Here is a 21,206-nt window from a genome sequence, read left to right as displayed (position 1 = left end):
CTCAGTCCTCGTCGGGCAGGACGATGTGCAGGGCCCAGGAGACGATCGAGATGATCAGGCCGCCCAGGACCGCGGTCCAGAACCCCTCGACGTGGAAGCTCAGGTTGAGCACGTCCGCCAGCCACGAGGTCAGCAGCAGCATCAACGCGTTGACGACCAGCGTGAACAGGCCGAGCGTCAGGATGAACAGGGGGAAGGTCAGGACCTTCACGAGCGGCTTGACCAGCCAGTTCACCAGGCCGAAGACCAGGGCGACGAGAATCAGCGTCCAGACCTTCTTGCCCGTGCTGCCACCGGTCAGGGTGATCTTGTCGAGCAGCCAGACGGCGACCGCCAGAGCACCCGCGTTGGCGATCGTCTTGACTAGGAAATTCTTCATGTGTCTGATCGTGGCAGAAGAGATCGGTCACGGGCACTGACGAGGGCGGACTAAGTCGATGAAGGCATTCCGGTTGGATGAACTGGAGGCGGAGCGCGCCGCCAACGACGGTGCCTACCTCCAGTTCCTGCGTGAGCGGAACATGTCGGTCGGCCTGTACGCACTCGACGCGGGCGCCCAGGACCCGCAGCAGCCCCACAACCAGGACGAGGTCTACTTCGTGGTCAGCGGCCGCGCCGCGATCACCGTCGGCATGGAGACGACCCAGGTGGCGCGCGGCAGCGTGGTGTACGTGCCGGCCGGTGTCGCCCACAAGTTCCACCACATCAGCGAGGACCTCAGGGTGATGGTGGTGTTCTCTCCCCCGGAGAGCTGACCTGTGGCCTCGGGGTTCCCTAGGGGATCAGTCAGGGGAGGACAAGGGGTGCGAGGCCCCCGTCGCGGTGCCTGCCGGCCCTAGCATCGGGTGCAGGACATTGGTGGATCCGGTACCAGAGGGACCGGACGGTGCCGGACTGCAGAGAGGTTGAGTGCGATGGGAGAGATCTTCGCGGGGCTGCCGTGGTGGGTGAAGTGGATCGCGGTGCCGGTCATCGCCCTGGTGGTGTTCGGTGGCCTGATAGCCACCGTCGTCGGTTTCGTCATCGGCCTGCTCTTCAAGCTGCTGGTCTTCGTGGCCCTGGTCGGCGGACTCGTCTACGTCGTACGGAAGTTCATGTCGAGCTCCTCGTCGCGCAGCGATTGGTGAGCGTCCGCAGCGGGCGGGGTGAGCGGGGCGAGCGGTAACAGGAATCCCTCGTTCCCTCGGGGGAGGGAAGTTTTCCGGACGGGCCGTATACGTGCGGTGGCGGACCGTTAAAGTCCGGAACTCGACGCGGGGACGACCCCGCGAGCGGAGTACACCCCCTCCCGTGTTCCCCGCACGGGCTGCCCCCCTCGCGCTCCGGGAGTGCCCCTTGGCCACGGTTGACACCGCACCCGCACAGATGGACACCCGCTCCACGACGCCTCCTGCACAACCGACGGCGTCGGAACGAGCAAGGGCTGCCGGAGGGCCGACGGCTTCCGGGGGGTCGGTCGGTCCCACTCAGGCTGAGGCGTCCGTTCGGCCCGGAGATCCCGTCCAGGCCGTCGCTCCCGCTCAGGCCGTCGCTCCCGCTCAGGCTGGGGCTCCCGTCCAGACGACACCTCCGGCGCCGTCGGCGCCTTCGGGACAGGCTGCGGCTCCGACGCGGACAGCAACCTCCGGCGCTCAGTCACCCGATCCCGGCCGGCCATCCGCCCCCACCCGACCGACAGCCCCTGCTCAACCTGCGGCCCCCGCCCGGCCGACGGCCCCTTCCCCGCCTACGGCCTCTGCGCGCCCCGCGCCCCCCGCACAGCCCCCCGCCTCCGTACGGCCGTCAGCCCCCGTCCAGCGACCCGCGGCGGCCTCCTCCGAAGCTCCTGAACAGGCGCACTCCGCCACCTTGATCGGGTCCGTCCAGCGTGCGATGCGGTTGCTCGAAGCCGTCGCGCAGCACGAGCAAGGAGCCCCCGCCAAACAGCTCGCCCGTGAGACCGGGCTGGCGCTTCCCACGGCGTACCACCTGCTGCGCACCCTCGTGTACGAGGGCTATCTGCGCCGCGACAAGGGTCTGTTCTTCCTCGGGGAGGCAGCCGTCCGGCTGAGCAGCAGCGGAGCCGAGCAGAAACGTCGCAGCACCGTAGTCGAGGCGCTCGCGCACTGCCGCGACGTGATCGGGGTGCCGGTGTACTACGCGCAGTACCGGGACGGCGAGATCGAGGTCCTCTGTGTTTCCGACAGCCCCGGGAGCCCGGCGGTCGAGGAGTGGGCCGACTTCCGCGAGACCGCGCACGCCCACGCCATCGGGCAGTGCCTGCTCGCCCAGCTCGACGACGAGGCCCGGCGGGATCACCTCGACCGGTATCCCGTGCAGTCCATCACGCCGTACACCGTCCGCGACGGCCACAGCCTGCTCCGGCGACTCGAACGGACGGCCAGAATGGGGCCGGTGATCGAGCGTCAGGAGTATGCGCTGGGCACGGTGTGTGCGGCGATTCCGATCACGGTGGGTAACGCTGCGGCAACGATGGCCATCTCTTTGCCCGCTCATCAGGCGGACCGGTTGTTGGCCGCCACCCAGCAACTACAAGCGGAAATCGGGCGTTTGATGGGCTCGCTGGCGATCTCTATCAGTATCTGAAAACTCACTCCTTGTGATCTGTCGTGCACGTTCAGCAAGATGCCTCCAGTGTCAGAGGGATCATTTCCGGCCGACGAAGGCAGATGACGGGGTAAGCGATGCGCGAGTCCGTACAGGCAGAGGTCATGATGAGCTTTCTCGTGTCGGAGGAGCTCTCCTTCCGCATTCCGGTGGAACTGCGCTACGAGGCCTGCGATCCCTACGCGGTGCGGCTGACCTTCCACCTCCCGGGAGACGCCCCGGTGACGTGGGCTTTCGGTCGTGAGCTGCTGATCGACGGAGTGGGCCGTCCCTGCGGGGAGGGCGATGTCCGGGTCGCGCCGGCCGGTTCCGACCTGCTGGGCGATGTCCTGATCAGGCTTCAGGTCGGCGGCGACCAGGCGCTGTTCCGTTCGTCGACGGCGCCGATCATCGCGTTCCTCGACCGCACCGACAAGCTGGTGCCGTTGGGCCAGGAGGCCGCGCTGGCCGATTTCGACACGCATCTCGACGAGGCGCTGGACCGGATCCTGGCGGAGGAGCAGAGCGCGGGCTGAGGCCACGGCGCACCTTGGTGGCGGAACGCTTCAGCTCGGGACGGGAGGGTGCAGGAACGCTTCTGCTGAGGATGGCGATCGGCTTGGAGCCGAACCGGATGCGGCGGATGCAAGCGATGCACGCGCCCGTGTGTCCAGGGCCTCAAGCCTTCAGCGCCTCAGGCATTCAGGCCTTCAGCGCCTGCGCCGCCGACCCTTCCCGCCACCCCGCCCGGCAGCCGGCCGACCGTCGGCCGTACCCGCGCTCGCGCTCGTCGCCGGTACGGGAGTGGAGGCACCCGCCGAACCCATTCCCGCTCCCGCTCCGGTTCCCGTTCCCGGCCGGTCGGCTGAGACCACCAGGGCCGCGAGGGCCGTGGTGACCGGTACCGAGGCGACGAGGCCGATCGAGCCGACCAACGTGCGCACGATCTCCTCCGCGACCAGCTCGCTGTTGGCGACGGTCCCCACGCTGGACTGCGCGATGGAGAAGAGCAGCAGTAGCGGCAGCGCGGCACCCGCGTAGGCGAGGACCAGGGTGTTGACGACGGATGCGATGTGGTCGCGGCCGATCCGGATTCCGGCGCGGTACAGCCCTCGCCAGCCCATCGTGGGGTTGGCCTCGTGCAGCTCCCAGACCGCCGATGTCTGGGTAACTGTCACGTCGTCGAGGACACCGAGCGAGCCGATGATGACGCCGGCGAGCAGCAGACCGCTCATGTCGATCGACGGGTACAGCCCGTGGATGAGCCCGGTGTTGTCGTCCGTGTTGCCCGTCAGCGCTGCCCAGCCGATGAACTGCGAGCCGAGGACGCCGATCAGCACCAGCGAGATCAACGTCCCCAGTACCGCCACGGAGGTTCGCGCCGACAGGCCGTGGCACATGTAGAGGGCGATCAGCATGATGGCGCTCGACCCGATCACCGCCACGAGCAGCGGGTTCGAGCCCTGGAGGATCGCGGGCAGGATGAAGAAGTTCAGCACCATGAAGCTGATGGCCAGCGCGACCAGCGCCATGACTCCGCGCAGCCTCCCGACGACCACGACGGCGAGCGCGAAGATGCCGGCGAGCAGCCCCATCGGGAAACGGCGGTTCACGTCGGTGACCGAGTACTGCAAGTCCTTGGGCGCGGAGGGCTCGTAGGCGACCACGACCTTCTGGCCCTCGTGCAACTGCCGTGACTGGTCCGGCTGGACGATCTCCGTGAAGGTACGGCCCTTGTCATCGCCGGTGTCGACCCGGATCGTGGCCTTCTTGCAGGTTCCGTTCGCCTGCTGCTCGGCGGACGAGCCCTCGGCGGTGGAGGTGTCCCCGGTCGGGGCCTCCCCCGAGGCGTTCACCGACTTGCAGTCGACGCTGACGACCTTGCTGACGGTGGCCTGCTGGGTCTGCCGGTCGAAGCCGACCCCGGTGCGTTGGTGCGCCGGGGCGCCTCCGGGCCAGAGCACCACGAGCCCCACCACCACGGCCATGCCGAACGGGATGAGGATCGCCGCGATGACCTTGCGCAGGTGCTGGGAGACCGGAGCCGCCGGTCCGTGGCTGTGACTGTGCGAGTGACCGTGCCCACCACCGGAACCTGGCCCGCTCCCATGCCCGGGCCCGTCACCCGGCCCATGTCCATGCCCGTCACCGGACCCGTGCCCGTCCCCCGGCCCACGCCCGCCGCCGGCACCGCCGTACCCGCGCCCGTCCCCGGGTCCCTGCCCGTGTCCGCCGCCGCCGTATCCGCCACCGCCTTGACCAGCGCCGCCACCAGCGGGACCACCACCGCCCTGGCCGCCGTAGGCCCCACCCTGGCCATGGCCGTAACCCTGCCCCTGACCGTCGCTGTGCCCGCCACGATGCTCATCGTCGTGCCAGCCACTGGGCCCGGTCGCACCGGCGTTCCCGCCGACGCCGCCCGTCCGGCCAGAGCCGCCCCCGCCTCCGAAGGCACCACGGGAGCCGCCACCAGGCACCTGACCGGGCCCGTGTGCAGGACCACGCCCAGGCTCCTGCCCAGGTCCGTTTCCGGACCCCGGGCGGCGCGGCGGCTCGGGAGGCGGGTAAGGGGACTGATGCGTCGTGGTCACCGACCGATCATCGCAAGAACGACAGGGGCCCTCTGTTCACCGCGCCCGAATTGACGCTAGCGTGGAGCCACCTTTGTACACGCGGGAGCTCGGAGCACCGGGCTGAGAGGGCGCTGACCTCCGTCCCAGCGATGTTTCACGTGGAACGTCATCTCAAGCGAGTGACGTTCCCCACGAAACATCGGCGGACGGAAAACGCTGCGTCGACCGCCGAACCTGTTACCGGGTAATGCCGGCGTAGGGAGTAGGTCTCATGACCATCAAGGACGCGCGCACGCCTGCCTCCGACCAGATCGACGCGGAGGCCGGGAAGTCCATCGGCTGGCACAAGGCATACATCGAGGGCTCGCGCCCCGATCTGCGGGTGCCGGTCCGCCAGGTGCACCTCACCAACGGGCAGTCGGTCACGCTGTACGACACCTCGGGCCCGTACACCGATCCCCTCACCGATACGGACGTCCGCCGGGGCCTCGTGCCGCTCCGGGAGAACTGGATCATCGCCCGTGGGGACACCGAGGAGTACGCGGGTCGGCCCGTGCGCCCCGAGGACGACGGGATCAAGCACACCTCACCCCGCGGCGGCCTGCGTAACCTCGACGCGGTCTTTCCGGGGCGGTCCCGCCAGCCGCGCCGCAGCCGTGACGGCGGGGCGGTCACCCAGCTCGCATACGCCCGCCGCGGCGAGATCACCCCCGAGATGGAGTACGTGGCCATCAGGGAGAACGTCGAGCCCGAGGTCGTCCGGGAGGAGATCGCGGCGGGACGCGCGGTGCTGCCGGCGAACGTCAACCACCCGGAGATCGAGCCGATGATCATCGGCAAGCGTTTCCTGGTGAAGGTCAACGCCAACATCGGCAACTCCGCGGTGACTTCCTCCATCGAGGAGGAGGTCGAGAAGATGACCTGGGCGACCCGCTGGGGTGCCGACACGGTCATGGACCTGTCCACCGGCCGCAACATCCACACCACCCGCGAGTGGGTGCTGCGCAACTCCCCCGTACCCATCGGCACGGTGCCGCTCTACCAGGCGCTGGAGAAGGTCGACGGCCGCGCCGAGGAGCTGACCTGGGAGATCTACAAGGACACGGTCATCGAGCAGGCCGAGCAGGGCGTGGACTACATGACGGTCCACGCGGGCGTGCGCCTGCCGTACGTACCGCTGACCGCGAACCGCAAGACGGGCATCGTCTCGCGTGGTGGCTCGATCATGGCGGCGTGGTGCCTGGCGCACCACAAGGAGTCGTTCCTGTACGAGAACTTCGAGGAGCTGTGCGAGATCCTCGCCGCCTACGACGTCACGTACTCGCTCGGCGACGGCCTCAGGCCCGGCTCGATCGCGGACGCCAACGACGAGGCGCAGTTCGCGGAGTTGCGCACGCTCGGGGAACTCAACCGGATCGCGAAGCGTTTCAACGTACAGACCATGATCGAGGGCCCGGGACACGTCCCGATGCACAAGATCAAGGAGAACATCGACCTGCAGCAGGAGATCTGCGATGAGGCTCCGTTCTATACGCTCGGTCCGCTGACCACCGACGTCGCGCCGGCCTACGACCACATCACCTCCGGCATCGGCGCCGCGATGATCGCCTGGTGGGGCACCGCGATGCTCTGCTACGTCACGCCGAAGGAGCACCTGGGCCTGCCGAACCGGGACGACGTCAAGACGGGTGTCATCACCTACAAGATCGCCGCCCATGCGGCCGACCTGGCCAAGGGACACCCGGGCGCCCAGGAGTGGGACGACGCCCTCTCCGACGCCCGCTTCGAGTTCCGCTGGGAGGACCAGTTCAACCTGGCCCTCGACCCCGACACGGCCCGGGAGTTCCACGACGAGACCCTCCCGGCCGAGCCGGCCAAGACGGCTCACTTCTGCTCCATGTGCGGGCCGAAGTTCTGCTCGATGAAGATCTCCCAGGACATCCGTCGCCGCCACGGTGACAGTCAGCAGGAGATCGAGGAGGGGATGGCCCAGAAGTCGAAGGAGTTCGCGGCGAGCGGCAATCGCGTGTACTTGCCTCTGGCGGACTGACGGCGTGAGGGGCGCTGTTCCGGGGGCCGGGGCCGGGTGCCTGCGGGGCGGCGCCCCTGCGTTCGAGATGAGATGAGATGAGGGGGGTGGTGGAGTCTTGATCGTTCTGAAGGCGACGACCGAGCCGCAGTCACTGGTGTGGGACGGCGATGATCTGGTCGATCCGGTGGGTGGCCGGCGTTGGGGTCCCGACGGCGTGGAGCGGCGTGCGTCGGTCGACCACGGGTCTTCCTTCGACCGGAGCGTCGTCTCCCCGTCCGGCCGCTACTCCGTCGTCCACGCCGAGCGTGGGACCGAGGCACTGCTGCTTCAGGGTGACCGGCTCGTCCGCGAGCTGTACCGCAGCGACTACCAGGCGGACGCCTTCGACTATCCGGTGGCGTTCGCCCTGCTGCCGGACGGCCGCGAGGTTCTGGTCCACTGCCCGGAGGAATACAACGTCCTCGAGATCGAGGACGCCGAGTCGGGAGAGCGGCTCACCGGTGGGGAACGTCGTCCGAAGGACGTCTTCCACTCGCGGCTGGCCGTGAGCCCGGGCGGCACGCACCTGCTGTCGGCCGGCTGGCTGTGGCACCCGTACGGCGTCGTCGAAGTCTTCGACCTGGCCGACGCGTTGGCGGACCCCGCTGTGCTCGACGGCCCTGGCGTGCTGCTCGCGGATCCGGGGATCGATGCGGAGGTCGTCTCGGCCTGCTGGCTCGACAGTGACCGCCTGGCCGTGGCGACCGGGGAGGAGTTCCTCGACGACGAGGAGAAACCTGCCCTGGGCCCACGCCGGTTGGGTGTGTGGTCGCTCTCCGCGGGGCGGTGGATCCACCGCAACAAGGTCGATCTCCGCATCGGCACTCTGATCGCGCAGGGCGACACGGTCGTGTCGCTGCACGGCTACCCGCGGCTGATCGACGTCAGGACGGGCGCCGTGGTGGCGGAATGGCCCACCGTGGAGGTGCCCCTGAGAGAGGGCAGCTACGGGGTCACTCACGTTCCGACGCCGGTCGCCGCCCTGCACCCGGACGGCACCCGCTTGGCTGTGGCCCAGCCGGAGAGCATCGCGATCATCGCTCTTCCGGAACGGGCGGAGTGGCTCGCGGCGGCGGGGTGACCCGCGGCCGGGTCGTCGGCTTGCGCTCCCCGTGGTGGGGGCGCAAGCCGAGGGGCGGTGCCGGGTGTCACTCCGGCTTGTGCTCCGGCCCCCCGAAGTCCGGACTGGTGTAGTCCGGGCTGGTGAAGCTCGGGCGGGCACCGGAGGCCCCGTCGTCCGGACTGCTGAAGCCCGGGCGGTCGTAGCCGAGGCTGGGCATCCGGCTGGTCGGTGCGGGCGGTGCCGTGTGGTGCAGTGCGGCGGTGCCGGGATCGGCCAGGGCCTCCCTGAGGAAGGGGAGGAGGCCGCGTTCCAACAGGGCCTCGCGCCAGGCGTCCCTGGCCCGTGCCACCTCCTCGCTCAGTTCGCCGTACCCCGCGTCCGGCGAGGGCCGGTTGCGCAGTGCGGTGATCAGCAGTCCGACGGCGGCGACGAGGATCGCGGCCGCGGTCAGGGCGCCGAACACCCATCCGATGGTGATCATGGCGTGGGCGAACGCCGGCGGTGGGCTGAGCATCTGGAGGATGTAGCCCACGAGCAGGAAGATCGCCGCGGCTGTTCCGGCGAGGACGGGCGTCAGGACGGCGGCGACGGCGACGGCGCCCGCACCGGCGGTCTCGGCGACCTCTCCCATGGCGGTGGCGAGCCCCATCGCCCCCGTGCCCGACTCGGCGGGACCGGGTTCGTGCACGGACGACAGGGTGGACGGCGTCGCGGGGCGGCGCTGTTCCTCGCGGACCTTCACGTAGTGCTGGTACTCGGTCGCCGCGGCCGCCGTGATCAGCGCGGTGGCGTTGAGCGCCATGGTGCGTAGCTGTTCGGGATTCAGCCGCTGTCCGACCGCGGCCAGTTCGGGACGGTGTGGTGCGGAGCGCAGCGCCTCATCGAGGATCCGCTCGTACTCCTGGCGGTCCTCGCTGTGCAGGTGCTGCGGAACGCTGTTCATGTGCATCCCCCGATGCTCCGTAGGGCTTGGGGCTCGCATGCCAACGAGCCGTCGGGCAGAAACGGAGGGGAGCCTGCTACGGATAAGCAGATGGTAGAGCGGTCACGGCACAGGGTGACAGGGGGTTTCCAGAAAATTGGCCTCTGGCCTGCGCGGTAGACGGTCGGTCCGTCCTGGGGGAAGGTCTGCCCGGTGAAGGTTCAGTTATCCAGGGGCAGTTGCTGGACCAGCAGTTTTCCGGCCATGGTCACTCCGCCGTCCATCGCGATGGCCAGTCCGTCGGCGTAGACGTGCGGTCCCTCGACCAGCGGACCGGATTCCTCCTTGTCGTCCTCGGAGCCCACCTCGCCGAGCAGATAGGGGATCGGGCTGTGGCCGTGGACGACGCGGTTGCCGCCGTACGTGTCGAGCAGGGAGCGCACATGGTCGGCGCCGCCTTCGTCGCGGAAGGAGAAGCGCTTGGTGAACTTGCGGAACAGGTCCCACACCTCGTCCGCGTCATTGCGCGTGAGGGTCTCGCGGACGGTGTCGTTGACCGCCTCGATCGAGTCGCCGTAGTCGAGATAGGCGGTGGTGTCGGAGTGGACGAGCAGGTGGCCGTCGACCTCCTCGACGGCGTCGAGGCGGGCCATCCACTGCAGGTGGTGGTCCTGGAGGCGGTCCATGTCGGTCTTCTGCCCGCCGTTGAGCAGCCAGGCCGCCTGGAAGGTGGCGGTGCCCGCGCCGGAGTTGACGGGGGTGTCGCCGAACCGCTTGGCGCCGATCAGCAGCAGCTCGTGGTTGCCCATGAGGGCCTTGCAGTAGCCGCCCGCCGCCGCGGCCTCCGCGGACAGCCGCATCACGAGGTCGATGACGCCGATGCCGTCGGGACCGCGGTCGGTGAAGTCGCCGAGGAACCACAGCCGGGCGGTGCCCGCGCACCAGTTGCCGGCGGCGTCGACCAGGCCCTTCTCGTGGAGTGCGGCCATCAGTTCGTCGAGGTAGCCGTGGACGTCGCCGACGACGAAGAGCGGACCGGGACCGTCCGCAGCCTGCTCGGCGGCGGGGTCGGCGGCCGCCTGGAGTCCGTCGCCGTGGTCGATGACGGGCAGGTCCTGTTCGGTGGGGGTGTACCCCTCCGGGTAGGCCTCCTCGTGGGCCGGGACGACGTCTCCGGGGTGTGTGCTGTGGCCGTACGGACCGGTCTCGTTGACGTACGCGGGCACCCGGAAGTCGCGCAGCACCGCTGTGCGCTCCACCTCGGGTCCCTGACCGGCCCCCTGAGTCATCAGACCCCTCCACCATCGCGCCGCTTCTGCACCGCTTCGGACTGCCTGGTCGCAGCGGCCCCGCGGTGTCGTGGGCCCATCATAGGAATGCGGATCGCGCCGTGTGATGACCCAGGGGTGGTGAATCGGAGCAAGACTCCTGTTCACCGCGGCATTCGCCCCGTTTGGGCCGGGCTTCGACCCCCGCCTGACGCTCCGCTCCGGCAGCCGGTCCGACGGATCGGGTCACCGACGCGTGAGACGGCAGATCGCCCACGGGGTTGACGGCGGGTACGGGGCTGCGGACCCGGACACCCTCGGTCGCGGACCTGGACACCGTCGGGCACAGGCCCGGCACCCTCGGGCGCGCGAACCTGGACACTCTCGGGCGCGGACCCGGACACCCTCCAGGCCGCCGGCCCGGAGACCTTTGCAGCCGCCGACGCGGACTGTCTGGATTCGCAGCGTCGTGCACCCCACCACACCACCACTCCGCCACCCCCCGCTCCGTCACACCGCCACGCCCGTCCGCCTCGCCCGTCCGCCACGACCGGAGCCGCCGGTTCGCCGCGACCCGACCCGACCCGACCCGACCCGAACCGGCCCGAGCCGCTCCGCTCCGCCGACGGCCTACCCCTCCTCGGGCGACCGCGGCGGGCTGACCGTCGTGCGAGGGGCCCGCCGCTGCGAGGAGGTGCGCACGATCAGCTCGGTCGGTATCACCTGCTCGACCGGTTGGTCCGATTCGACCCCTTCGATGGCGTCGATGAGGAGCTGGATCACGGCCGTGCCGATGCGGCGGGGCTTGAGGGAGAGCGTGGTGACGGGCGGCTCGGTGTTGGCGTACACGGTGGACTCGCTGCAGCAGACGATGAGCAGGTCGTCCGGGACGCGCAGCCCGTAGCGGCGGGCGGCGGCCAGCAGGTCGGTGCCGTTCGGGTCGAACAGGCCGTAGACGGCGTCCGGTCGGTCGGGGCGGGCGAGCAGCCGGTCGGCGGCGACGGCGCCCGCGCAGGGGTCGTGCGCCGGGTAGGCCTCGTAGACCGGGTCCTGCCCCACCCGCTCGCACCAGCGCAGGTACGCGGTGGTCGACAGATGGGTGTACGTGTCCGTCGTGGTCCCGGTCAGCAGGCCGATGCGGCGAGCGCCGGCGTCGGCGAGGTGGTCGAGGATGCCGAGGACGGCGGCCTCGTGGTCGTTGTCGACCCAGGCGGTGACCGGGAGCGCGCCGGCCGGGCGGCCGTCGGAGACGACCGGCAGTCCCTGCCGGACCAGTTCGCTGACGACCGGGTCCTGGTCGGACGGGTCGATGACCACCGTGCCGTCCAGGGCGACGTTCGACCACACGTCGTGGCGGGAGGTCGCCGGCAGGATGACGAGGGCGTAACCGCGGGCGAGCGCGGCCGAGGTGGCGGCCCGCGCCATCTCGGCGAAGTACGCGAACTCGGTGAAGGTGAAAGGTTCATCCCCGTACGTCGTCACGGTCAGGCCGATGAGTCCCGACTTGCCGGTACGGAGGGTTCTGGCCGCGGCCGAGGGCCGGTAACCCAGTCGGTCGGCGACCTCTCTGACATGGCGGCGGGTGGCGTCCGGGAGTCTGCCCTTGCCGTTCAGGGCGTCGGAGACGGTCGTGATGGAGACTCCGGCGGCGGCGGCCACGTCTCTGATGCCCGCCCGGCCCGGCCGACTGCCTCGACGTGAGGTTTCCGCGCGGCTCACCTGGTGCTTCCCTGCTGCTGTCATGGCGAGCCGATAGTAGGGCTCATGCGGTGGGGTAGGGCGGACGCATATGCACGCGTTGACAGGCACGTTTCTGCAAGGTCATCTAGTGCCAACTACCTTTGAAAAACAGTCAGTTAAACGATCCAATGGCACTACTTAACTTGTCGGCGCGCATGGGCCTGCCAAGCCCCCGATGTTTCGAAGAGGTCTCAACTCACCTTCACGGGTGACGCGCGCTACGGCGCGAGCCACCGGCGCATAGATATATGTGATCACGCCCCCTGATTCGTCTGCCTTCGTACGGTGATGCCCCTGATGCGGGTGGGGCGTATGAGGTTGGCTCGCACCTGTACGCATCGGCGCCCAATCCTCATAAGGTGAGCAGTATTGGAGCCGGCTGCCGGAGTCGGCCGCCATGTTCCGGTGGTCATGTGTCGGTGGTCCAGAGGAGGACTGCGGTGAGCGAGACGAGCCCCAAGCTGCGTGCCGAGCTGGAGGGTATTCCCACGTACAAGCCGGGCAAGCCCGCCGCTGCCGGCGGTCCGGTGGCCTACAAGCTGTCCTCCAACGAGAACCCGTATCCGCCGCTGCCGGGTGTGCTGGAGACGGTGACGGCCGCGGTCTCCTCCTTCAACCGGTACCCGGACATGGCCTGCACGGGCCTGATGGAGGAGCTGTCCGAGCGCTTCGGCGTCCCGCTCTCCCACCTGGCGACCGGCACGGGCTCGGTCGGCGTCGCCCAGCAGTTGATCCAGGCGACCTCGGGGCCGGGCGACGAGGTGATCTACGCGTGGCGGTCGTTCGAGGCGTACCCGATCATCACGCAGATCAGCGGTGCCAACTCGGTACGGGTGCCGCTGACGTCGGGCGATGTGCACGACCTGGACGCGATGGCCGACGCGATCACCGAGCGGACCCGGCTGATCTTCGTGTGCAACCCCAACAATCCGACGGGCACGGTCGTCAGGCGGGCCGAGCTGGAACGATTCCTCGACCGGGTGCCGAGTGACGTGCTGGTGGTGCTGGACGAGGCCTACCGCGAGTTCATCCGCGACCCCGAGGTGCCGGACGGCGTGGAGCTGTACCGCACCCGGCCGAACGTCTGCGTGCTGCGGACCTTCTCCAAGGCGTACGGCCTCGCGGGGCTGAGGGTCGGCTTCGCGATCGCCCACGAGCCGGTGGCCGCGGCCCTGCGCAAGACGGCGGTCCCCTTCGGGGTGAGCCAGCTCGCGCAGGAGGCGGCGATCGCCTCGCTGCGGGCCGAGGACGAACTCCTGGGCCGGGTCGGCTCGCTGGTCTGCGAGCGCAACCGGGTGGTTGAGGGGCTGCGCGCCCAGGGCTGGACGGTGCCCGAGACCCAGGCCAACTTCGTGTGGCTGCGGCTGGGGGAGCGCACGGTCGGCTTCGCCGCCGCGTGCGAGCAGCACGGTGTGGTCGTACGGCCCTTCGCGGGCGAGGGTGTGCGCGTGACGGTCGGCGAGGCCGAGGCGAACGACATCTTCCTGAAGGTGGCGGAGGGCTTCCGCAAGGAGCTCTAGCTCACACCGGCCTGACGTCCACGCAGGTCAGAGAGGTTTAGCAGGGGGTCCCCGAAGGTGAACGGGGACCCCCCTTCGTTTATCGAAAACAGGTACGGCATACTAGCTTGTGAATGTGAACGCTTTCACAAGCGGACGCTTCGCACGCATTTGTTCCACAAGCCTGTGAGGTAAGGAGCGGCGACGTGGACCTGGCTCTGGCGCCGGAGACCCTGGCGCGATGGCAGTTCGGCATCACCACCGTCTACCACTTCCTGTTCGTCCCCCTGACGATCTCCCTGGCCGCGCTCACGGCAGGCCTCCAGACCGCCTGGGTGCGGACGGAGAACGAGAAGTACCTCAGGGCCACGAAGTTCTGGGGCAAGCTCTTCCTGATCAACATCGCGATGGGTGTGGTCACCGGCATCGTGCAGGAGTTCCAGTTCGGCATGAACTGGTCCGACTACTCGCGCTTCGTCGGTGACGTCTTCGGCGCCCCGCTGGCCTTCGAGGCCCTGATCGCCTTCTTCTTCGAGTCCACCTTCATCGGTCTGTGGATCTTCGGCTGGGACAAGCTGCCCAAGAAGATCCACCTGGCCTGCATCTGGATGGTCTCGATCGGCACGATCCTGTCGGCGTACTTCATCCTCGCGGCCAACTCGTGGATGCAGCACCCGGTCGGCTACCGGATCAACAAGGAGAAGGGCCGCGCCGAACTCACCGACTTCTGGGCGGTGCTGACCCAGAACACCACGCTCGCCCAGGTCTTCCACACCCTGTCGGCCACCTTCCTGACCGGCGGCGCCTTCATGGTCGGCATCGCGGCCTTCCACCTGTTCCGCAAGAAGCACATCCCCGTGATGAAGACCTCGCTGCGTCTCGGCCTGGTCACCGTGGTCATCGCCGGCATGCTCACCGCGATCAGCGGTGACACGCTCGGCAAGGTCATGTTCAAGCAGCAGCCGATGAAGATGGCGGCCGCCGAGGCCCTGTGGGACGGCCAGGAATCGGCCCCCTTCTCGATCTTCGCTTACGGCGACGTGGAGAAGGGCCACAACAGCGTGGCCATCGAGATCCCGGGCCTGCTGTCCTTCCTGGCCAACGACGACTTCACCTCGTACATCCCCGGCATCAACGACGTCAACAAGGCCGAGCAGGAGAAGTACGGACCGGGGGACTACCGGCCCAACATCCCCGTGACCTTCTGGGCCTTCCGCTGGATGATCGGCTTCGGCATGGCGTCCTTCGCCATCGGCCTCGCCGGACTGTGGCTGACCCGCAAGAAGTTCATGCTCCCGCAGCACCTGCGGGTGGCCGACGACGAGGTGCCGCATCTGGTCCTCTTCAGGAACAAGGCCCTCAGCCCCAAGCTCGGCAGGCTCTACTGGCTCGTGGCGATCTGGACCCTGGGCTTCCCGCTGATCGCCAACTCCTGGGGCTGGATCTTCACCGAGATGGGCCGCCAGCCCTGGGTCGTCTACGGCGTCCTGCAGACCCGGCACGCGGTCTCCCCCGGCGTCTCCCAGGCCGAGGTCCTCATCTCGATGCTCGTCTTCACGGCTCTGTACGCCATCCTCGCCGTCGTCGAGGTCAAGCTGCTCGTGAAGTACGTCAAAGCCGGCCCGCCCGAGCTCACCGAGGCCGACCTCAACCCGCCCACGAAGATCGGCGGCGACACCCGTGACGCCGACAAGCCGATGGCCTTCTCGTACTAGGCCGAGGGAGATCGAGTCATGGAACTTCACGACGTCTGGTTCGTGCTCATCGCCGTCCTGTGGACCGGCTACTTCTTCCTGGAGGGCTTCGACTTCGGAGTCGGCGTCCTCACCAAGCTGCTCGCCCGTGACCGGACCGAGAAGCGCGTCCTGATCAACACCATCGGCCCGGTCTGGGACGGCAACGAGGTGTGGCTGCTGACAGCGGGCGGCGCGACCTTCGCCGCCTTCCCCGACTGGTACGCGACGCTCTTCTCCGGCTTCTACCTGCCGCTGCTGGTCATCCTGGTCTGCCTGATCGTCCGGGGTGTCGCCTTCGAGTACCGGGCCAAGCGGCCCGAGGAGAACTGGCAGCGCAACTGGGAGACCGCGATCTTCTGGACCTCGCTCATCCCCGCGTTCCTGTGGGGTGTGGCCTTCGGCAACATCGTGCACGGGGTGAAGATCGACCAGGACTTCGAGTACGTCGGCTCCCTCTGGGACCTGCTCAACCCGTACGCCCTGCTCGGTGGTCTGGTGACGCTGACCCTGTTCACCTTCCACGGGACGGTGTTCACGGCCCTGAAGACCGTCGGTGAGATCCGGGAGCGGGCGCGGAAGCTGGCGACCCGGGTCGGGCTCACCGCGGCCGGGCTGGCACTGGTCTTCCTGCTGTGGACGCAGGTCGACAGCGGTGACGCCAAGAGCCTGGTCGCTCTGGTGGTGGCCGTGGCCGCGCTGGTCGCCGCCCTGGTGGCCAACCAGGCGGGCCGTGAGGGCTGGTCGTTCGCACTGTCGGGCGTCACCATCGTGGCCGCCGTGGCCATGCTCTTCCTGACGCTCTTCCCGAACGTCATGCCGTCCTCGCTCGACGCGGACTGGAGCCTCACGGTCACCAACGCCTCGTCGAGCCCGTACACGCTGAGGATCATGACCTGGTGTGCGGGAATCGCCACTCCGGTCGTCCTGCTCTACCAGGGCTGGACCTACTGGGTGTTCCGCAAGCGGATCGGCACGCAGCACATCGCCGAAGCCGCGCACTGAGCCCGATGGGGCATGTTTCACGTGAAACATGCCCCTTGAGAAGAGGGTGTGTTTCACGTGAAACCGATCGACCCGCGTCTCCTCCGCTACGCCCGGGCCACCCGCCTCTTCCTGGTGGCCGTGGTGGGTCTGGGAGTCCTCGGCGCCCTGCTGGTCATCGCTCAGGCGATGCTCATCGCCGAGATCGTGGTCGGCGCGTTCCAGCACGGTCTGGCGGTCGCAGAACTCCGCACTCCCCTACTGCTGTTGGCGGCCGTCGCCGCAGGCCGTGGTCTTGTCTCGTGGCTCACCGAACTGGCCGCGCACCGGGCGAGCGCGGCGGTGAAGTCGGAGCTGCGAGGCCGCCTGGTGGAGCGGGCCACCGCATTGGGGCCGGGGTGGCTGAGCGGACAGCGGACCGGGTCCCTGGTCGCTCTCGCCACCAGGGGTGTCGACGCGCTCGACGACTACTTCTCGCGCTATCTGCCGCAGTTGGGGCTGGCGGTGGTCGTGCCGGTGGCGGTGCTGGCGCGGATCGTGACGGAGGACTGGGTCTCGGCGGCCATCATCGTCGGCACCCTGCCCCTCATCCCGGTCTTCATGGTGTTGATCGGCTGGGCCACGCAGTCCCGGATGGACCGTCAGTGGCGGCTGCTGTCGCGGTTGTCGGGGCACTTCCTGGACGTCGTGGCGGGGCTGCCGACCCTGAAGGTGTTCGGCCGGGCCAAGGCGCAGGCCGAGTCGATCCGCCGCATCACCGGTGAGTACCGGCAGGCGACCATGCGGACGCTGCGGATCGCCTTCATCTCCTCCTTCGCGCTGGAGCTGCTGTCGACGCTCTCGGTGGCGCTGGTCGCCGTGACGATCGGGATGCGGCTCGTGCACGGCGAGATGCACCTGTACGACGGCCTGGTCATCCTCATCCTGGCCCCCGAGGCCTATCTGCCGCTGCGGCAGGTGGGTGCGCAGTACCACGCGGCGGCGGAGGGGCTGGCGGCCGCCGAGGAGATCTTCTCCGTGCTGGAGACGCCGGTGCCGGCCTCGGGCACGGCTGTCGCGCCCGCCGGTGCGCTGGCCTTCGAGCGGGTCACGGTCCGGTACCCCGGCCGCTCCGGGGACGCCGTCACGGACGTGTCCTTCGAGGTCGCGCCCGGCGAGTCGGTCGCACTGGTCGGGCCCAGCGGGGCGGGCAAGTCGACCTTGCTCAACGTCCTGCTGGGTTTTGTGCGGCCGGTCGAGGGGCGGGTGCGGATCGGGGGAGTCGATCTCGCCGAGGCCGACCTGGAGGAGTGGCGGTCGCGCATCGCGTGGGTGCCGCAGCGGCCGCACCTGTTCGCCGGGACGATCGCCGAGAACGTCCGGCTCGCCCGGCCCGACGCCGACGAGGCCGCGGTGCGGCGGGCGTTGGGGGACGCGGGGGCGCTGGGGTTCGTCGACGCGCTTCCGCTCGGCGCCGCCACCGTGCTAGGCGAGGACGGCGCCGGGCTCTCCGCCGGGCAGCGGCAACGGCTCGCGCTGGCCCGGGCGTTCCTCGCGGACCGGCCGGTCCTGCTCCTGGACGAGCCGACGGCGGCGCTCGACGGGGCGACCGAGGCGGAGGTCGTGGCGGCCGTACGGCGGCTGGCGGCCGGGCGGACGGTGCTGCTGGTGGTGCACCGGCCGGCGTTGCTCGGGGTGGCGGACCGGGTGGTGCGGCTGACGGAGCCCGCGGCCCCGGCCTCTGCGGACACCACGGTCAGGGCGTCCACGTCTCGCGCGGTCGAGGACGGTGACCCCGTTCCGGCTCCGGCCGAGCTTGAAACGGTCGAGCAGGTGGCAGCGGCGCGCGGTGTGCTCACCCGTGTCCGTGCCATGGCAGGCCCCCGACGGGGGCGCCTCGCGCTCGCCCTGCTGCTCGGCAGCCTCGCCCTCGGCAGCGCCGTGGGACTGATGGCGACCTCCGGGTGGCTCATCTCGCGGGCCTCGCAGCAGCCGCCCGTGCTGTATCTGATGGTGGCCGTGACGGCGACCCGGGCCTTCGGGATCGGACGGGCCGTGTTCCGGTACGCGGAGCGGCTGGTGTCGCACGACGCCGTCCTGCGCATGCTCGCCGACACCCGGGTCGCCGTGTACCGGCGCCTGGAGCGGCTGGCGCCCGCCGGTCTGCGCACGGCCCGCCGGGGTGATCTGCTCTCGCGGCTCGTCTCGGACGTGGACGCCCTCCAGGACTACTGGCTGCGCTGGCTGCTGCCCGCCGGTGCAGCCGTCGTGGTGTCGGCGGCCTCCGTGGGCTTCACGGCCTGGCTGCTGCCGGAGGCGGGTGCCGCGCTGGCCGTGGGCCTGCTGGCCGCCGGCGTCGGGGTCCCGCTGGTCACGGGTGCCGTGGCCCGCCGCGCCGAGCGCAGGCTCGCCCCCGCCCGCGGGAACCTGTCGACCCGGGTGACCGATCTCCTCACCGGGACCGCCGAGTTGACCGTCGCCGGTGCCCTGCCCGCCCGTACCGCCGAGGCTCGGCGGGCCGACGGCGTCCTCACCCGGATCGCCTCCCGCGCCGCCACCGCCACCGCGCTCGGGGACGGTCTGGCCGCCCTGATCTGCGGCCTGACCGTCACCGCGACTGCCCTCGTCGGCGCCCAGGCGGTCGCCTCCGGTCGGCTCGGCGGGGTCACCATGGCCGTCGTCGTCCTCACCCCGCTGGCCGCCTTCGAGGCCGTGCTCGGTCTGCCGGTCGCCGTGCAGTACCGCCAGCGGGTGCGCAGGAGCGCGGAGCGCGTACACGAGGTGCTGGACGCGCCCGAGCCGGTACGGGAGCCGGAGCACGCTCGGCAGGCGCCCGCCTCGCCCTTCCCCGTCGTCCTCAGGCAAGTGACCACCCGATACGAGGGCCAGGACCGGGACGCGCTCGCGGGCCTGGACCTGACCCTCGCGGAAGGGCGAAGGATCGCCGTGGTCGGCGCCTCCGGCTCCGGCAAGACGACCCTCGCTCAGGTGCTGCTGCGCTTCCTGGACGCGGACGCCGGCAGCTACACCTTGGGCGGTGTGGACGCCTACGGCCTGCACAGCGACGAGGTACGGCGGCTGGTGGGACTGTGCGCCCAGGACGCCCACCTCTTCGACAGCTCGGTGCGCGAGAACCTGCTGCTCGCCCGGAAGGACGCGAGCGAGGAGGAACTGCGGGACGCGCTGCGGCGGGCCCGTCTGCTCGACTGGGCGGAGAGCCTGCCCGACGGGCTGGACACCCTGGTCGGTGAGCACGGGGCGTGGCTGTCGGGCGGCCAGCGCCAGCGGCTCGCGCTGGCCCGGGTGCTGCTGGCCGACTTCCCCGTCCTGGTGCTGGACGAGCCCGCCGAACATCTCGACCTGCCCACCGCCGACGCGCTCACCGCCGATCTGCTGGCCGCCACCGAGGGCCGTACGACCCTGCTCATCACGCACCGCCTGGCGGGGCTGGAGTCGGTGGACGAGGTGGTCGTGCTCGACGAGGGGCGGATCGTGCAGCGCGGTTCCTATGCGGAGCTGGCTGGTGCGGAGGGGCCGTTGCGGGGGATGGCCGAGCGGGAGGCGGAGTCGGAGCTGCTGGTGGCGGCGCGGTGAGGACGGCGGATGCCGGGCGGGTGCGCCACTGACCCGTGCGCAGCAACCTGTCCCCCGGCCGTACGCCTTGAACAGGACCGTGTCCGGGTTGCCGGGACAGGATCGCTGACATGCGCTCACCTCGCCGCCATCCGCTGCTCGTTCCGGCTCTGCTGTGTGCGGTCGCGGTGCTGGCGGCCCGTCCCCCGGACGCCGCCGCCGCGGGCCACCCCGAGGACGGGGATCCGGGGGTCGGCGCTCAGGTGCTGCGGCTGTATCAGGACGCGGCGCTGGCGACCCAGCGGTACGAGGCGGGACGTCAGGAGGCGGAGGCGCAGCGGGCGCGGGCGCGGTGGTTCGAGGAACTGCTGGGCCGGGAGCGCCGGGAGATCGCGGTGCTGCGGGAGCACCTCGGCCGGGTCGCCCGGGCCCAGTACCGCGACAGCGGCGGCCTCCCGCTGACCGCGCAGATCATCTTCGCCCGGGATCCCGCCGAGTTGATGCGGGGCCAGCACGTCTTCTCCCGGACGACGTTGGCCGTCGACAACGCGGTCGAGAAGAGCCGCCGGGCCGAGGCCCGGCTCGCCGCGGACGAGGCGAAGGCCGCGGCGGTCTGGCGGAAGCTGGAGCAGCGCCGTGCCGAACTGGACGCCCTGAAGCAGGAGATCGAGCGGACGCTCGAAGACGCTCGCGGGCAGTTGCAGAGTCAGGCCGACGTCTCCGTGGCGGCAGGTTCGTGCCGGGGTGCCGTCCACCTGGACGAGCCGCCGCCGGCGGTGGAGGGCACCTGGGTCGCTCCGGTGACGGCGTACGAGCTGTCCGCCGGGTTCGGCAGCGGTGGGACGCGGTGGGCGAGCCGGCACACCGGGCAGGACTTCGCGGTGCCGATCGGGACGCCGGTGCGGGCGGTGGGCGCGGGCCGGGTGGTGAAGGTGTCCTGCGGCGGTCCCTTCGGCATCGAGATCGTGATCGAGCACCCGGACGGCTACTCCACCCAGTACGCGCATCTCGCCGCCGTCACCGTCGACCAGGGCGAGAGCGTGGCGCCCGGACGGTGGATCGGCCAGTCCGGCACGAGCGGCAACTCGACCGGACCGCACCTGCACTTCGAGGTGCGGGTCACGCCCGAGGCGGGCTCGGCGGTGGACCCGCTGCCGTGGCTGGCGGCACGCGGGGCGGCGGTCGGCTGAACCGGCCGCGCAGCGCCCCTCGGCC

At 70.0% G+C, this 21,206-nt stretch carries 16 protein-coding genes; 11 read left to right on the top strand and 5 right to left on the bottom strand.

Annotated elements, in window-relative coordinates; all coding sequences use genetic code 11:
* Position 1 precedes the first annotated feature (1 nt).
* Complete coding sequence (locus ACZ66S_RS18295) at positions 2-379, bottom strand: phage holin family protein (RefSeq protein ID WP_469902545.1); 378 nt, start codon at positions 377-379, stop codon at positions 2-4.
* Positions 380-437: 58 nt separating this feature from the next.
* Here ACZ66S_RS18295 and ACZ66S_RS18290 point away from each other — a divergent pair, with 58 nt between their 5' ends.
* From ACZ66S_RS18290 to ACZ66S_RS18275, 4 genes are all read left to right on the top strand, one after another.
* A complete protein-coding gene (locus tag ACZ66S_RS18290; protein WP_028808005.1) occupies positions 438-755 on the top strand; it encodes a cupin domain-containing protein in 318 nt (105 codons plus the stop codon).
* 159 nt (positions 756-914) lie between these two features.
* Entirely contained in the window at positions 915-1,127 is a 213-nt protein-coding gene (locus ACZ66S_RS18285) for a DUF5326 family protein (protein ID WP_037711649.1), read from the top strand.
* Between the two features lie 721 nt (positions 1,128-1,848).
* Entirely contained in the window at positions 1,849-2,586 is a 738-nt protein-coding gene (locus tag ACZ66S_RS18280; RefSeq protein ID WP_469902544.1) for an IclR family transcriptional regulator, read from the top strand.
* A 98-nt stretch (positions 2,587-2,684) separates the two neighbouring features.
* Positions 2,685-3,122, top strand: a complete 438-nt coding sequence (locus ACZ66S_RS18275; RefSeq protein WP_469902543.1) for an SsgA family sporulation/cell division regulator — start codon at positions 2,685-2,687, stop codon at positions 3,120-3,122.
* A 174-nt stretch (positions 3,123-3,296) separates the two neighbouring features.
* On the opposite strand, the gene ACZ66S_RS18270 is transcribed toward ACZ66S_RS18275, so the two are convergent.
* Complete coding sequence (locus ACZ66S_RS18270; RefSeq protein ID WP_469902542.1) at positions 3,297-5,177, bottom strand: YibE/F family protein; 1,881 nt, start codon at positions 5,175-5,177, stop codon at positions 3,297-3,299.
* A gap of 253 nt (positions 5,178-5,430) precedes the next feature.
* On the opposite strand from ACZ66S_RS18270, the gene thiC reads away from it, so the two are divergent.
* Positions 5,431-7,209 (top strand): phosphomethylpyrimidine synthase ThiC, encoded by a 1,779-nt coding sequence (gene thiC, locus ACZ66S_RS18265; protein WP_469902541.1) that lies wholly within the window; start codon positions 5,431-5,433, stop codon positions 7,207-7,209.
* 97 nt (positions 7,210-7,306) lie between these two features.
* Positions 7,307-8,311: a WD40 repeat domain-containing protein gene (locus ACZ66S_RS18260; RefSeq protein WP_469902540.1), complete on the top strand. Its 1,005-nt coding sequence runs from the start codon at positions 7,307-7,309 to the stop codon at positions 8,309-8,311.
* Between the two features lie 67 nt (positions 8,312-8,378).
* On the opposite strand, the gene ACZ66S_RS18255 is transcribed toward ACZ66S_RS18260, so the two are convergent.
* The 3 genes from ACZ66S_RS18255 to ACZ66S_RS18245 all read right to left on the bottom strand — a co-directional run bounded on the left by ACZ66S_RS18255 (position 8,379) and on the right by ACZ66S_RS18245 (position 12,226).
* Positions 8,379-9,242 carry a hypothetical protein gene (locus ACZ66S_RS18255; RefSeq protein ID WP_469902539.1) on the bottom strand — a complete coding sequence of 288 codons (864 nt, stop codon included), beginning with the start codon at positions 9,240-9,242 and terminating at the stop codon, positions 8,379-8,381.
* 194 nt (positions 9,243-9,436) lie between these two features.
* The gene (locus ACZ66S_RS18250) at positions 9,437-10,504 is read right to left on the bottom strand and encodes a metallophosphoesterase (protein ID WP_469902538.1); all 1,068 of its coding nucleotides are present in this window, start codon (positions 10,502-10,504) and stop codon (positions 9,437-9,439) included.
* A 609-nt stretch (positions 10,505-11,113) separates the two neighbouring features.
* Positions 11,114-12,226 carry a LacI family DNA-binding transcriptional regulator gene (locus tag ACZ66S_RS18245; protein WP_469902537.1) on the bottom strand — a complete coding sequence of 371 codons (1,113 nt, stop codon included), beginning with the start codon at positions 12,224-12,226 and terminating at the stop codon, positions 11,114-11,116.
* 437 nt (positions 12,227-12,663) lie between these two features.
* Here ACZ66S_RS18245 and hisC point away from each other — a divergent pair, with 437 nt between their 5' ends.
* The 5 genes from hisC (at position 12,664) to ACZ66S_RS18220 (ending at position 21,181) form a co-directional block, all read left to right on the top strand.
* A complete protein-coding gene (gene hisC / locus ACZ66S_RS18240) occupies positions 12,664-13,743 on the top strand; it encodes a histidinol-phosphate transaminase (protein WP_469902536.1) in 1,080 nt (359 codons plus the stop codon).
* Between the two features lie 185 nt (positions 13,744-13,928).
* Positions 13,929-15,437: a cytochrome ubiquinol oxidase subunit I gene (locus ACZ66S_RS18235; RefSeq protein WP_469902535.1), complete on the top strand. Its 1,509-nt coding sequence runs from the start codon at positions 13,929-13,931 to the stop codon at positions 15,435-15,437.
* An 18-nt stretch (positions 15,438-15,455) separates the two neighbouring features.
* Positions 15,456-16,460: a cytochrome d ubiquinol oxidase subunit II gene (cydB, locus tag ACZ66S_RS18230; RefSeq protein WP_469902534.1), complete on the top strand. Its 1,005-nt coding sequence runs from the start codon at positions 15,456-15,458 to the stop codon at positions 16,458-16,460.
* 57 nt (positions 16,461-16,517) lie between these two features.
* Positions 16,518-20,012, top strand: coding sequence for a thiol reductant ABC exporter subunit CydD (cydD, locus tag ACZ66S_RS18225; protein WP_469902533.1), 3,495 nt, complete (start codon positions 16,518-16,520; stop codon positions 20,010-20,012).
* 110 nt (positions 20,013-20,122) lie between these two features.
* Positions 20,123-21,181, top strand: coding sequence for a M23 family metallopeptidase (locus tag ACZ66S_RS18220; RefSeq protein WP_469902532.1), 1,059 nt, complete (start codon positions 20,123-20,125; stop codon positions 21,179-21,181).
* The last annotated feature ends 25 nt before the right edge of the window (positions 21,182-21,206 follow it).

It is taken from the genome of Streptomyces sp. NPDC107471 (genome assembly GCF_055582845.1).
This window is presented reverse-complemented; position numbering and strand designations above follow the sequence as displayed.

Excerpts from the sequence above, each read along its gene's own strand:
- ACZ66S_RS18295 (WP_469902545.1), bottom strand. The coding sequence starts at position 379 with ATGAAGAATTTCCTAGTCAAGACGATCGCCAACGCGGGTGCTCTGGCG.
- ACZ66S_RS18290 (WP_028808005.1), top strand. The coding sequence starts at position 438 with ATGAAGGCATTCCGGTTGGATGAACTGGAGGCGGAGCGCGCCGCCAAC.
- ACZ66S_RS18285 (WP_037711649.1), top strand. The coding sequence starts at position 915 with ATGGGAGAGATCTTCGCGGGGCTGCCGTGGTGGGTGAAGTGGATCGCG.
- ACZ66S_RS18275 (WP_469902543.1), top strand. The coding sequence starts at position 2,685 with ATGCGCGAGTCCGTACAGGCAGAGGTCATGATGAGCTTTCTCGTGTCG.
- thiC (WP_469902541.1), top strand. The coding sequence starts at position 5,431 with ATGACCATCAAGGACGCGCGCACGCCTGCCTCCGACCAGATCGACGCG.
- ACZ66S_RS18255 (WP_469902539.1), bottom strand. The coding sequence starts at position 9,242 with ATGCACATGAACAGCGTTCCGCAGCACCTGCACAGCGAGGACCGCCAG.
- ACZ66S_RS18250 (WP_469902538.1), bottom strand. The coding sequence starts at position 10,504 with ATGACTCAGGGGGCCGGTCAGGGACCCGAGGTGGAGCGCACAGCGGTG.
- ACZ66S_RS18245 (WP_469902537.1), bottom strand. The coding sequence starts at position 12,226 with ATGACAGCAGCAGGGAAGCACCAGGTGAGCCGCGCGGAAACCTCACGT.
- cydB (WP_469902534.1), top strand. The coding sequence starts at position 15,456 with ATGGAACTTCACGACGTCTGGTTCGTGCTCATCGCCGTCCTGTGGACC.
- ACZ66S_RS18220 (WP_469902532.1), top strand. The coding sequence starts at position 20,123 with ATGCGCTCACCTCGCCGCCATCCGCTGCTCGTTCCGGCTCTGCTGTGT.